Raw genomic sequence first — 12,645 nt, forward strand, 5'->3', positions numbered from 1 at the left:
ACCGCTATTCGATCGGAAAGAAAGTGGCGGACTCGGCGGTTCCGGCGTTTCTGGCTATCCGCAGCATCATGTCTGGTTCACCAAATAGCCGGGAAATGTCGGCTTTGACGCGATGGATTGGAGTCGTCACCGTCGGACACGGTGACCGCGGTTCAAACAGACCGCGCAAACGCAGGTGAGGAAGGATATTCCCGAGATGCGTTTCACCCGTACCGTCCGTGCCACCGCTGTCGCCGCTGCCGCGGTCGCGATGGTCGCTACCTCCGCCCTGTCGGCCTCGGCCGACGCCCCGTTCACGCCGGACGCCGATGACGTCGTCATCGTGGGTTCGGACACCACCGAGTTCGTTCTGAACGACCTGTCCGCGCTGTACAACAGCCGAACCCCCACCCCGACCCGCCGGATGGCGTCCTTCGACGCGACCGGCCCGTCGCCGATCACCATCCGCCCGGGCGTCAGCATCACCCGGCCGAACGGTTCCAGCGCCGGTATCAACGCGCTGTGCTCGCGGACCGACATCGACTCGGCCCGTTCGTCGCGCCCGCGGGGTGCGTCGGACTGCGCTGACGCGACGTTCCTGCAGTACGCGAAGGACCAGCTGCGGTGGATGGCCAACGACGACGTCACCGGCGTCGGCTCGCTGACCGACGCGCAGCTGACCAGCATCTACAACTGCAACCTCACCAACTGGAGCCAGCTCGGCGGCCCGAACCTGGCCATCGTGCCGCTCATCCCGCAGCCGAACTCCGGCACCCGGAACTTCTTCGCCGGCCTGGTGGGCATCAGCTCCAGCACCCCGCCGTCGTGCGTGAAGGACACCGTGAACGGCTCGCTGGTCCAGGAGCACGACCCGGCTCCGGTGGCCGCGACCGCTGGTTCGATCGCGCCGGTCTCGACCGGTCGCTACAACCTGCTCACCCCGGCGCAGCAGGCCGGTACCGTCCTGGGTGCGATCCCGACCCCGGACTCGAACGCCTACGACCGCACGCTGTTCCAGGTCGTGAAGGCTCCGGGCGGCGCCGGCAACGTGCCGGCCTACCTGGCTGACCTGTTCGGCGACGGCTTCGGCTTCTCGTCCGACGGCGGCACGCCGTACATCTGCGAGCCGTCCGACACCGACCCGGCCACCACCACGGCCGGCGACATCATCAAGGCCAACGGCTTCCTCGAGCTGCCGGCCGGTGACTGTGGTGTCGAGGTTCCCTGACAGATCCGTGAGCTGACCTCGACGCCTCGGCGTTCGTGAGTTGACTCGAAGCCGGTGGGCGAGAGGTTTTCTCTCGCCCACCGGTCTCGTACTTCGGTGGTTAATTAACCGATTCATGTCCAGTTCATCTGCTGGCGAACTCTGGGCACCGACCCCAGGGAAGGCTCAGCGCAGTCGACTTTATGCCGCCTGGTTCGGCATGCTCGCAGTCATTCCTGGAGGTCATCGTGAGGCTGATCCGCAGGCGCCGGCCCGGAGCCGCGCTCTTGGCGGTCGCGGTCCTGTTCGCCCTGTCCGCTTCGTACGCCGCGGCAGCAGTTCCACCAGACGACGGATCGCAAGCCGCTGCCGCGGAAGAGGTTCCTCCAACGGACGCTGCTGTTTCTGCCGATCCCTCAACCTCGCCGGTATCTCTGAGCCGGGGTGGCAGCACGGTCACTGTGTCGCGCACCGCTGACCTCACCCGCCAGATGCTGAACGTGTCCTGGACGGGCATGACTCCGAGCAATACGGATGCAACCAAATTGCTGGTCGCAGTGATGCAGTGTCGTGGTTACAACCCGGACAGGTCCGACTGCTGGATGGCGGCGCCGATCGGTGGCAGCGCGTTGACCTTCGTCGGTAGCAGTTACCTGCCGCCGGAAGACTCCCAATGGAAACAGACCCGCCCGGTCACGACCGGCATGCAGTACCGGATTCCCTTCCGTAAGGTGGACGGCACCTATCACGCGGAGCCGAATGCGAACATCCCTGGCGCCTGGCTGGTGGGCGGTCTGGGGACGAAGCTTCCGTCGGGGTCGACGGTCGATGACTACACGCCTGGCAATGTGAACCAGCGCCTTGGTTTCACCCGGTCGAACGGCACCGGCGAGGTGCAGACCTGGGCGAACACCAAGGCCGACAACCCGTCCCTCGGTTGCTCGACCACCAGCGGCTGTTCGTTGGTGGTGGTGCCGATCAACCAACACCCATGCCGGACGACGCCGTCCGTGACGCAAACCGAGCTCGACCGATGCATCGCAGCGACCGCTTCTCAGAGCAACGCCACAGCGGGTTACTGGCAGCTGCTGGCGAACTGGTACCAGCGATACGTGTTCAAGATGTCGTTCGCTCCAGCGGGTACTGCTTGCGAACAGCGTGACGACTCGGCCGAGTTCCTGGGGTCAGAACTGATGGGTGAGGCGATGCGGCGTTGGGTGCCGGCGCGCTGTCAGCAGTCCAGCCCGGTGGGTCTTGACTACACCCGCGCCTGGGAACCCGAGGCCCGGACTCAGATCGGGCAGACCGACCCGATCGCGCCGTCCGGCTATGTTGCGGACGCGGCGGTGGTGACTGATCCCTCCCAGGAGCAGTCGGTGAAGACTGCGCGAAAGCCCGCATACGCTCCGATTGGGGTCTCGGGATTCGCGATCGGCTTCAACTGGGAGAAGAGCGAGGCCGCCGGTGGTGGCCAGGTGACCGACATGAAGTTCAGTCCTCGCTTGGTGGCAAAGCTGCTTACCCAGTCGTATCCAGGCAAGTGGAAGTCAGGACTCAGTCCGGTAGTCAATCCGAATGCGCCGACCAACCCTGCGAACATCCTGAAAGACCCGGAGTTCCTCCAGCTCAACCCCGATGCCGGTCAGTGGACCGGCGAATCCGATGCCGTCGGTACCCAACTGATCATCCCCACGGCGCGGACCGACGTGATGAGGGCGCTGACGCAGTGGATCTGGTCGGATCCGTCGGCGAAGGCATTCCTGCAGGGCAAGGCGGACCAGTGGGGGATGACAGTCAACAAGACGTACAGAGGCTGGGAACTGCCACGCTACGACTACGACCTGAGAGACGGCTGGGTGCTACCAGCTGGGAGCGACAGCGCATGGGATGGCTTCGCACCACAGCAGATGTGGTCTCAGCCTTCGACGTCCTGGGCCAACGGTTCGGACGCCCTGATGACAGCCTGGCCGCTGAGCCAGGCCCCCATATCACCCGGTCAGGGGCTCCCTTTCGTGCCGAAGCGTGATCTCGCCCAGCAGCCCGGCTTCCGGCACATGATCGCGTTGTCGACGACGTCCGAGCTGACGAAGGTGGGCATGCGCACCGCGTCGCTTCAAAACGTACAGGGCGAGTACGTCGCGCCGAGTGTCGAGAGTATGACCTATGCACTCGACGGCGCCACCCCCGACCAGTCGACTGGGGTGTGGAAGATCGACTACACCTCGATGGACAAGCGCGGGTACCCGGGGACGATGATCAGCTACGCCGAGGTGCCGACGACGACGCTGAAGGAGATCGAGGCGAAGCAGTACGCCGACACGATCCGCTGGATGTCGACGGATGGGCAGCAGTACGGGCAGGAGTCCGGCCAGCTGGCCGACGGCTACCTCGCGTTGACGGAAACGATGCAGACCCAGGCGTCCAAGGTGGCCGACGCGGTCGAGAAGCAGACCGGTACTCCGGTGATTCCGCCGAAGAACCAAGACCCGATCGACGACGAAGACGACGAGACGCCAGACGACCCGCCCAGCACCCAGGACCCGAACCTGCCTGGCGGCTCGTCGACCACGACGCCGCCCCAGAACGGCGACGACGGCAATGGCAATGGAAACGGGGATGGCAACGGCGGCGGCAACGGCACGAACCAGCCCGGCGGCACCTCCACCACCGGATCCAACGGCACCGAGAAGCCGGGCAGCACGCCAACGACACCAGGCGCGACGCCCACGCCCGGCCAGGGCAAGGCCCCGATCCAGGCCGCCGGCAAAACCAAGCCGGCCTCCTCCGAAACCACTCAAGGCGACTCCCTCGGCTGGCTCTCCTGGGGCATCCCGGCCCTACTCGTGGCCGGCCTCGCAGCAGGTGTCGCCTCACCCGGCATCCGCCTGATCGCCCAGCCCGACCACCCGGTCCGCCGCGGAATAGTTGCCGGCGGCTCCTACGTGGCCAGCCTGGTCCGCCGCGGCCGCCGCCGCAGCGGCTGACCAGACTCCGATTCGACCGGAAGGACCTGCTTGATGACGTCCGTACTGCCTGCTGTCCCGACCGCGGCGGAGGATGAGACCGCTGTACTGCCGCCCGTCAGTGGCGGCAGTTTGCTGGAGAGCGAGAGGGTGGCCGCCTGGTTCGGTAGCAGGAAGGTGCTCGAGGACATCTCGTTGCGGATGGAGTCGGGGCAGGTGACGGCGCTGATCGGGCCGTCTGGGTGTGGGAAGTCGACCTTCCTGCGGATCCTGAACCGGATGCACGAGCTGGTGCCGAGTGCGTCGCTGGCCGGCAAGGTGCTGCTCGACGGCGACGACATCTACGAGCCGGAGCGGCGGATCACCGACACCCGGAAGCGGATCGGCATGGTGTTCCAGAAGCCGAACCCGTTCCCGGCGATGAGCATCTCCGAGAACGTCACGGCCGGGCTGAAGCTGACCGGTACCCGGGTCGGCGGCAGCGAGAAGCGCGAGCTGATCGAGGAGTGCCTGACCAAGGCGGGGCTGTGGAAGGAAGTCCGCGACCGGCTCGGCCAGCCCGGTGGGGCCTTGTCGGGTGGTCAGCAGCAGCGGCTCTGCATCGCCCGGTCGCTGGCGGTCCGGCCGGACGTGCTGCTGATGGACGAGCCGTGCTCGGCGCTCGACCCGACCTCGACCCGGCGGATCGAGGAGACCATCCACGAACTCCGCCGTGAGGTGACCATCGTGATCGTCACGCACAACATGCAACAGGCCGCGCGGGTTTCGCAGAGCTGCGCGTTCTTTCTGGCCGAGCAAGGCACGCCCGGTGTGATCGTCGAGGCGGGGCCGACCGCGCAGATCTTCTCCACGCCGGAGGATCCGCGCACGGCCGACTACGTGGAAGGACGGTTCGGATGAACCCGGAGTGGACGCCGGAGCCAACCGCACAGCCAACCCCTGCACCGAAGCCGAAGGCGTTCGGAGCGGGAGACGCCTGGCGGGTCAAGGTGGTCGCGGGCTGGGCCCTGCTGGCTCCGGTCGGCGCGATGGTGCTGGTCGTCGCGATCAGCGGCAGCGGTTCGGCGAACCAGTTCGTGGTCGATTCACGAGCGATCGCGCAGCCGCGGCTCGACTCGGTGTTCGACGACCTCGCGAACGACGTACCGAACCTGCCCGGCGTGGACGGCAGCCTCGGTACCGAGAAGCGCTCCTCGATCGAGGTCCCGATCACCGGTACGACGGACGGCAAACCTCATCCGCCTGGTACCCCGGTCGGCCCGAACACGGCGGGGATCCCCGGCACCGTGCTCGCGGCGTACCAGAAGGCGGCGAACGACGTGACCGCCGCGAACCCGGGCTGCGGGATCACCTGGCCGTTGCTGGCCGGGATCGGCAAGGTCGAGTCGTCGCACGCGTCCGGTGGCCGGGTCGATGCCGCAGGCAACACCCGCGGGCAGATCCTCGGTCCGGTGCTCGACGGTGGTCCGGGGATGGCCGCGATCAGTGACACCGATCAGGGGCAATTCGACGGGAACACCCAGTGGGATCGGGCGGTCGGGCCGATGCAGTTCATTCCGGGGAGCTGGCAGGCGTTTGGTGCCGACGGCAACGGTGATGGGCTGAAGAACCCCCACAACATCTTCGACGCGTCCCGCGCGGCGGCGGAGTACCTGTGCTCGGGTGGTTCGAACCTCCGCGATCCGCAAGGCCTGGTGCAGGCGGTACTCCGGTACAACCACTCGATGGACTACGTGTCCACGGTGCTGCGCTGGATGCAGACCTACAGCCAGTCCACCGCGACGCTGCCGGACGGCGACGGCGTCATCCCCCCGGCGTCCGACGACGATGGGAACGTCAAGAAGGGTGGCGACCCGGAGCAGGAGATCAAGCCAACGCCGGGTCTCACTCCCACGCCGATTTCTACGCTGGTGGTGCCGACCCCGACGCCGACCCTGGCTCCGGGAACCACCCGCCCGACCGTCACCCCGCCGGGTCTGGTCCTGACGACACCCACCCCGTCGACCAAGCCGCCCTGGTTGCCGCCGACCACGCAGCAGCCGCCGACAACCAAGCCTTCGCCCACGCTGAACCCCTACACCCCGACCCCGACGGTCACGACGCCGACCCCGGACCCGGTGACACCGACCCCCACCCCGACGCCCGACCCGGAGACCCCGACCCCGACACCCACGCCGGACCCGGAGACCCCGACCCCCAGCGACAACCCGGCCACCGACACCCCGGCAACGCAGGCCCCGGTCAACCCGGAGACGACGACGCCTTAGCCCCGCCGACGGAATCTGGGCTCCGGCAACCCTCTCCGCGCCCGGCCCTGTCAGAGCTCAGGGGCCTAGCTCTGCTGCGCCAGCGTGACGAGTTCGGCGTTGCCTGTGATGGGTTCGCCGGTAGGCCCGGTCAGCATGTCCTCCAGGCCGGCGCGGAGTCCGTAACCCTGCGCGCGGGCCCACCGGAGTACCGGCCACGCCCATTCGTTCTCGCCATGGACCACGAGGTCGAACCCGTCGGGCAGCTCGGCCAACGTCGCGCGGGCTGCCTCGATGCCGGTGGCGCCGGGCGAGATACCGGGCAACGCCTCGATCAGCACCCGCACCACCGGACCCGACCAGCTGACGAACTTGCGCGCCGCATCAGGGGTGAACAGACCCGCCTCGATCCCGATACCCCGCTCGAGCAGCAGGTCCGCGACCTGTTCGGCGCCGTCCTCGTGGAAGTTGACGCTGGCGAAGTCCGGCCCGGCCGCCCATTCCCGCAGTACGCCGAGTCGGGCGGCCAGCTCCGGAACAATCTCCTCGCGAGTGGCAACCCCGAGTGGAAGCCCAGGACAGCGCGCCCGGACTGCGGCCACGGCGGGCTCGACATCGGACCACAGCAAACTCTCCCGCCCGTCCGCACCCCGCGGATGGAAGCGCACAGCCCCCGCCCCCGCCGCCTGCGCCGCAAACGCCGCCTCGGCAAGCTCATCAGGCGCGATCGGTACTCCGGGATGGTTGGCCCGCGTGCGATCCCCGTTCAAGCACGCCTTCAGTAACTGCTTCACCGGTGCAACACTGCCAGACCCGACGAACCAGAGCGCTGCCAACAACTAATGGTGCATCGAGTCGTGGAAAACCGGCCCGGGAAACAGATTCCCCACCCCCAAATCCACGACTCAACACCCCCGGTACCGCGAAACCCCCGCCAACGCCGAAGCGCGGTAACGAATTGCCACATGGCGACCAAAAATCACCGTCCAACGTCCCCGGACCCCATCGGTCTCATCCGGCGCCGAACCAATTGCGCCCGGCCCGCCGAGCCACCCGCTCCCGCCGCGGAGTCAACTCTGAGCCGCTATCGCCGCGCGGATTTCGCTGGCCGGATCGTCCTCGTGGTAGACGCGTTCGTCCGGTTCGATGTTGTCCAGAAAGCGTTGATACGTAAGGGCTCCCAGCAGGCGGGCGATCACGGTGATCGGGCGGAGCGCACGTTCGGGGCGGCTGTCCGGCAGACACGAACGCCAAGCGTCCAGCCAGATGGAGACGGCGTGATCCTGTTTCTCGACGGGTAGCCAGCCGCGGAGGCGCTCGATATCGGTGGCGGGGTGGCCCAGATAGCTGTCGGCCCAGTCGACGATGAGGCGGTTCGTCCCGTCCGATCGCCAGTTGCCTGGATGGAAGTCGCCGTGCACCAGCGTGTTCGGCAGGCCGGCCGACTCCAGCTCGGCGATGACTTCGGGTAACTCGTCCATCAACATGCGAGCTTGGGTCAGCTCCGTTGCCGACAACTTGCGGCCGGCCTCACCAGCCAGCAGGCCGTCGAGTTCCGCCGGTAGATCGCGAGGCAGCATGCGAGGAACATCTTCGAGCTCCTCACCGGCAAGACCTGCTTGTACTGCGACCCAGCGGGTGACGACGTCTTCTACCGTCGCCCGATCCGGCTGCCAGCAGTCGATTCCGGGTGCGTGCGCTAGTAGGGACCAGCCGCGTTCGTGGTCGACGGCGAGCACCGTCGGCGCCAGCGCCGCGTCGTATTGGTGGACGCGGCGGATCACGGCGCCGTCGACCGTGCAGAAGCGGCAGGTTGCCTTGGCCCAGGCGCCGGGGAAGCGGATCAGGCAGGAGAGGTTCCACGTCTTCACCTGGGTCGGGGTGAGCGGCCCGAGGTGGCTGGTGGCCCAGTCGATCAGGCGTTGCGGGCCGTCGACTTCGGCCCAGGTTGCGCGGAGTGGGTGCGGCTTGATCACCGCAGACCAGTCGGGGGAGGGCGTGGGATCGAGTACGCCGGGTCTCGGTTCGCCGGCGGCCTGGACGTGGTAGACGACGCGGCCGCCGCGACCGATCTCGTGCTCGTCGGCGTGCACGAGTCGCAGCACGACGACCGGCGTACCGAGGAGGGCTTCGAGTGGTGTCGTCACGGACTCGATCTCGTTCCACCACGGGATGTCGACCTCGAAGACCGGTGCCTTGCCCAGGTACCGGTCGCCGAGGCTGACCAATGCCTCCACTGACCTCATGCCCGCACCCCCGTCAGCGGCACTTGATCCGGTGCCAAGTGCGTCGTCCTGATCTCAGCACTACGCCGCCGTCGACGCGAACGGTTTGTTCCGCGTCGGTCACCTTCGTACCGTCGATCGAGACCGCGCCCTGACGGATCAGTCGGCGCAGGTCGGACTTGCTGTCCGCCGGTCGCGCCGCCTGGAGCAGATCCAGCACGTTTGCAGTCGGCGAGTCGAGCAGCACTTCTGGCATGTCCGCCGGCTCGTTCCGTTCGGAGAAGATCCGAGTGAAGGCATCCAGTTCGGCCTTCGCGGTGCCGGCACCGTGGTACCGGGTGACGACGGCAGCCGCGAGCCGGAGCTTGGCGTCCCGCGCGGCCGGTCCACCGTGGGCCGCGGAGCTGCCGAGCCCGGCGACGGTGTCCAGCGGGAGTTCGGTGTAGACGCGGGCGTACGTCTCCACCAGCGAGTCCGGCAGACTCATCACCTTGCCGAACTTGTCTCGCGGTGTGTCTGTCAGCGCGATGTAGTTGTTCAGCGACTTCGATTGCTTCGGCCCGCCGTCGATCCCGGGCGTGATCATGGTGGTGATGACGACCTGCGGGTCCGCGCCCAGCCGTTGCTGGAAGTGCCGGCCGAGTTGCTCGTTGAACAGCTGGTCCGACCCGACAATGGTCAGGTCGCTGCCGATCGCGAAACTGTCGTAGCCCTGCAGCACCGGGTAGATCAGTTCGTGCAACGCGATCTCCCGGCCCGCGTCGATCCTGGCGCGGAACATGTCCCGCGCCATCAGTTGCGCATGCGTGACCTGACTGAACAACCCGAGCAACTCGGCGACATCCATCGTGCCGAACCACTCGGAGTTCCGGCGTACTTCGAACACGTCCGGCTCGGTCCGCAGTACGAGCGAAACCTGGTCGAGGAACGCGGCCGCATTGGCCTCGATCTCCTCCGGCGAAAGCATGGGCCGGGTCTCACTCCGCCCGGTCGGGTCGCCGATCCGGGTGGTCAGGTCGCCGAGCAGGAACACCACCCGGTGGCCGAGATCCTGCAGCGCGCGCATCATCCACAGGTTCACCGCATGCCCGAGATGCAGGTGTGGTGCGGTGCAGTCCACGCCGTACTTGATCCGCAATCGGCGACCGGATCTCAGCCGGTCGAGCAGATCGTCCTCGCCGATGATGGCGTCGGTAGTTCGCCGTAGCCGTTGGAGCACTGCGTGGGTCATTGGAACGTCCTCTCGAAAGACAGCACGAGAGACGTGCGAGCCTCCCGGCAACGGAAAGAGGCAGGAACCGGAAGTGGTTCCTGCCTCGGAGGCTCTGGGTGTGAAGCGCCATTGGGTACTACGAACTACCGGCTCCTCCCAGAGCCGGCAGATACACCACTCGCTGCTTCATCACGTCTTCAGGCTAGCAGCCCTCACGGCCAATCTGCCCACCGTTTAGGCTCAGGCGGGTGGAGACAGAAATGGTGGTGCTGCTCGACGAGGCCGGCCGGGCGGTCGGTACCCACGCGAAGGCCACGGTCCACCACCGATCGACCCCGCTCCACCTCGCCTTCTCCAGCTATGTGTTCGACGACCGCAACCGCCTCCTCCTGACCCAGCGCGCGCACAGCAAAACCACCTGGCCCGGCGTCTGGACGAACAGTTGCTGTGGGCATCCACTCCCCGGTGAGCCGGTCGAGGACGCCGTACGCCGCCGGCTGGCGGATGAGCTCGGCCTGTCCGCGGACCGGGTCGACCTGGTGCTCCCGGAGTTCCGGTACCGCGCCGAGATGCCGGAGGGGATCGTGGAGAACGAGCTCTGCCCGGTCTATCGGGTCACCTGCACCGGTACGCCGGATCCGGATCCGGACGAAGTCGCGACGTACGAGTGGGTGGCCTGGCCGGAGGTCGCCGTACGGACCGGTCTGTCGCCGTGGTGCGTGCTGCAGGTGACGGAGCTGGCGCGTCTCGGTGAGAATCCGTCCGCCTGGCCGATCGCGGATCCCGCGCTGCTCCCGCCGGCCGCCCGGTCCATCAGCGGGTGAGTTGGGCGAACAGGTCCGCGCCGGTCCAAGCTTTGCGTGGACCTGCTTCGGCAGCGCGGATCAGCTCGATCAGCTTGGCGTTGACGGGGGCGGTGCGGCCGAGTGACTCGGCCAGGCGGACCACCTCGCCGTTCAGGTAGTCGACCTCGGTACGCCGGCCCGCCTGCAGGTCCTCCCACATGGAGGTCCGGGCCAGCGGGTCGATCGCCAGCATCTTGCTCGCGAGCCGGCGGAACAGGAAGTCCGGCAGCCGCAACATCGCCGGCAGCCGGCTCGGCGGCAGCGCCATCAGCTTGGCCGGCGTGATGCCCTTCGCGGTCAGCAGGTCGAGCGCCTCGGACTGGGCGGCGGCCAGGCATCGGCGGAAGTCGCGCTGGGACAACTGGTCGCGCAATGGCAGGTCGGACAGGGCGTTGACCGGGTTGTTCAGGTTGAGCAGCAGCTTCGCCCACTGTACGGACAGGATGTCCGCATGCTGGGTCAGCGGCAGACCGGCGCGGCGGAATGCCTCCGTGAACGGCTGGAGGTCCGGGTGTCCCTGGATGTCGAGGCCGCCCTCGGTGCCTTGGTGGAAGCTGCCGTCGCCGCGGTTCAGGACGTTGAACGGGACCATCCCGGTCACCACGGTCTGCTGAGTCAACCGGTCGCGGAGCAGTTCACCGTTGCGGATGCCGTTCTGGAAGCTGACCACAAGCGCACCCGGCCGGAGTACGCCGGCCAGCTCGGCCGCGGCTGCTTCGGTCGCCGCCGACTTCACCGTCACGAGCACCAGGTCGGCCTCGGCCGCGGCGTCCGGCGTGATCTCGAAGCGGACCTTCTCGGCGCGCAGGTCGGCGCCCAGATAGTCGGTCAGGTGGAGCCCGTGCGCCGCGACTTCGTCCCGTATCCGCTGCCGCCCCACGAAGACCACATCGGTGCCGGTGGCGACCAGTCTGCCGCCGACGTAGCAGCCGATGCCCCCGGCGCCGTACACAGCGATCGTCACGTCGTCGCCCTCCTCCGCTCAAGTGGCCACTGAAGCCTATTTCAGTGCAGGCGGACGCGTGGATCCAGGACGGCGTACATGATGTCGACCAGGAGATTGGCGACCACGACGGCGGCCGAGGCGAACAGGACGATGCCGATGATGACGGGCAGATCCTGCTGGTTGATCGCGGTCACCGCGGTCTGGCCGAGGCCGGGCAGGCTGAAGACCGTCTCGGTCACCACGACGCCGCCGACCAGTTGCCCGAGGTCGATCCCGAACTGCGTGACCACGGGCGTCAGCGCGCTCCGCAGCCCGTGCCGCACGATCACCCGGCTCTCCCGGAGTCCTTTCGATCGCGCGGTCCGGATGTAATCCTCGCCGAGTACGTCGAGCATCGCGCCGCGCGTCAACCGGGTGTACGTCGCCGCCAGCAGCAATGCGAGGGTCAGCCACGGCAACGTCAGGTGGTCGAACCAGCCACCGATCCCTTGTGCCAAAGGCGAATAACCACCAGCCGGGAACCAGTTGAACCCCGCCAAGGTCAGCTTGAAATACACGAAGTAGAGGAACAGCAACCCGAGCAGGAACGACGGGAACGAGTAGAAGAACAACGAGAACAAGGTCAGCCCGCGATCGGCCAGCGACCGCGGATGCACAGCGGAGATCACCCCGTTGAAGACGCCGAGCAACAGCCACAGTATGGCGGCGCCCAGCGCGAGGGACACCGTGATCGGCAATGCCTGACCGATGATCGCCGTCACCGGCACCTGGTGGTAATAGTCGTACCCGAGATTGCCGTGCAACGCGTTCCAGACGAAGTGCAGATACTGCTTCCACACCGGCTGGTCCAGTCCCAACCGGTGTTTGATCAAGGCAATCGTCTCGGGTGTCGCCTGCCGCCCCGCCAACGACTGCGCGACGTTGCTCGGGGCAATGAAGAACAATGCGAAGACGGCCACCGTGATCAACCACAGCACCAGCAACCCGTGCAACAGCCGGCGGATCAGAAACACGACCATGG

At 67.2% G+C, this 12,645-nt stretch carries 10 protein-coding genes; 5 read left to right on the plus strand and 5 right to left on the minus strand.

Annotated features, from left to right (window positions below):
* The first annotated feature begins 196 nt into the window (after positions 1–196).
* The 4 genes from EV643_RS23075 (at position 197) to EV643_RS23090 (ending at position 6,416) form a co-directional block, all read left to right on the plus strand.
* Positions 197–1,207 (plus strand): substrate-binding domain-containing protein, encoded by a 1,011-nt coding sequence (locus tag EV643_RS23075; RefSeq protein WP_133802193.1) that lies wholly within the window; start codon positions 197–199, stop codon positions 1,205–1,207.
* Between the two features lie 440 nt (positions 1,208–1,647).
* Complete coding sequence (locus EV643_RS23080; RefSeq protein ID WP_133802194.1) at positions 1,648–4,170, plus strand: hypothetical protein; 2,523 nt, start codon at positions 1,648–1,650, stop codon at positions 4,168–4,170.
* A gap of 33 nt (positions 4,171–4,203) precedes the next feature.
* A complete protein-coding gene (locus EV643_RS23085; protein WP_133802195.1) occupies positions 4,204–5,049 on the plus strand; it encodes a phosphate ABC transporter ATP-binding protein in 846 nt (281 codons plus the stop codon).
* The gene (locus EV643_RS23090) at positions 5,046–6,416 is read left to right on the plus strand and encodes a lytic transglycosylase domain-containing protein (RefSeq protein WP_133802196.1); all 1,371 of its coding nucleotides are present in this window, start codon (positions 5,046–5,048) and stop codon (positions 6,414–6,416) included. The genes EV643_RS23085 and EV643_RS23090 overlap by 4 nt, the downstream gene beginning before the upstream one ends.
* Positions 6,417–6,481: 65 nt before the next feature.
* Here the strand turns inward: EV643_RS23090 and EV643_RS23095 are convergent, their stop codons facing one another.
* The 3 genes from EV643_RS23095 to tyrS all read right to left on the minus strand — a co-directional run bounded on the left by EV643_RS23095 (position 6,482) and on the right by tyrS (position 9,851).
* Entirely contained in the window at positions 6,482–7,189 is a 708-nt protein-coding gene (locus tag EV643_RS23095; RefSeq protein ID WP_166665541.1) for a 3-keto-5-aminohexanoate cleavage protein, read from the minus strand.
* Positions 7,190–7,465: 276 nt separating this feature from the next.
* Complete coding sequence (locus tag EV643_RS23100; protein ID WP_133802198.1) at positions 7,466–8,641, minus strand: aminoglycoside phosphotransferase family protein; 1,176 nt, start codon at positions 8,639–8,641, stop codon at positions 7,466–7,468.
* Positions 8,642–8,654: 13 nt separating this feature from the next.
* Complete coding sequence (gene tyrS / locus EV643_RS23105) at positions 8,655–9,851, minus strand: tyrosine--tRNA ligase (protein ID WP_133802199.1); 1,197 nt, start codon at positions 9,849–9,851, stop codon at positions 8,655–8,657.
* A gap of 242 nt (positions 9,852–10,093) precedes the next feature.
* Here tyrS and idi point away from each other — a divergent pair, with 242 nt between their 5' ends.
* Positions 10,094–10,657 (plus strand): isopentenyl-diphosphate Delta-isomerase, encoded by a 564-nt coding sequence (gene idi, locus EV643_RS23110; protein WP_133802305.1) that lies wholly within the window; start codon positions 10,094–10,096, stop codon positions 10,655–10,657.
* On the opposite strand, the gene EV643_RS23115 is transcribed toward idi, so the two are convergent.
* Together EV643_RS23115 and EV643_RS23120 are read right to left on the minus strand one after the other, a co-directional pair.
* The gene (locus EV643_RS23115; RefSeq protein ID WP_133802200.1) at positions 10,647–11,642 is read right to left on the minus strand and encodes a 2-dehydropantoate 2-reductase; all 996 of its coding nucleotides are present in this window, start codon (positions 11,640–11,642) and stop codon (positions 10,647–10,649) included. The two genes, idi and EV643_RS23115, sit on opposite strands and share 11 nt — an antisense overlap.
* Before the next feature lie 41 nt (positions 11,643–11,683).
* Positions 11,684–12,643 (minus strand): ABC transporter permease, encoded by a 960-nt coding sequence (locus tag EV643_RS23120; protein WP_133802201.1) that lies wholly within the window; start codon positions 12,641–12,643, stop codon positions 11,684–11,686.
* Between the last annotated feature and the right edge of the window lie 2 nt (positions 12,644–12,645).

Origin of the sequence: Kribbella caucasensis (assembly GCF_004361855.1) — a bacterium.
In the GTDB taxonomy this organism is placed as follows: domain Bacteria; phylum Actinomycetota; class Actinomycetes; order Propionibacteriales; family Kribbellaceae; genus Kribbella; species Kribbella caucasensis.

Excerpts from the sequence above, each read along its gene's own strand:
- EV643_RS23075 (WP_133802193.1), top strand. The coding sequence starts at position 197 with ATGCGTTTCACCCGTACCGTCCGTGCCACCGCTGTCGCCGCTGCCGCG.
- EV643_RS23085 (WP_133802195.1), top strand. The coding sequence starts at position 4,204 with ATGACGTCCGTACTGCCTGCTGTCCCGACCGCGGCGGAGGATGAGACC.
- EV643_RS23090 (WP_133802196.1), top strand. The coding sequence starts at position 5,046 with ATGAACCCGGAGTGGACGCCGGAGCCAACCGCACAGCCAACCCCTGCA.
- EV643_RS23100 (WP_133802198.1), bottom strand. The coding sequence starts at position 8,641 with ATGAGGTCAGTGGAGGCATTGGTCAGCCTCGGCGACCGGTACCTGGGC.
- tyrS (WP_133802199.1), bottom strand. The coding sequence starts at position 9,851 with ATGACCCACGCAGTGCTCCAACGGCTACGGCGAACTACCGACGCCATC.
- idi (WP_133802305.1), top strand. The coding sequence starts at position 10,094 with ATGGTGGTGCTGCTCGACGAGGCCGGCCGGGCGGTCGGTACCCACGCG.
- EV643_RS23120 (WP_133802201.1), bottom strand. The coding sequence starts at position 12,643 with ATGGTCGTGTTTCTGATCCGCCGGCTGTTGCACGGGTTGCTGGTGCTG.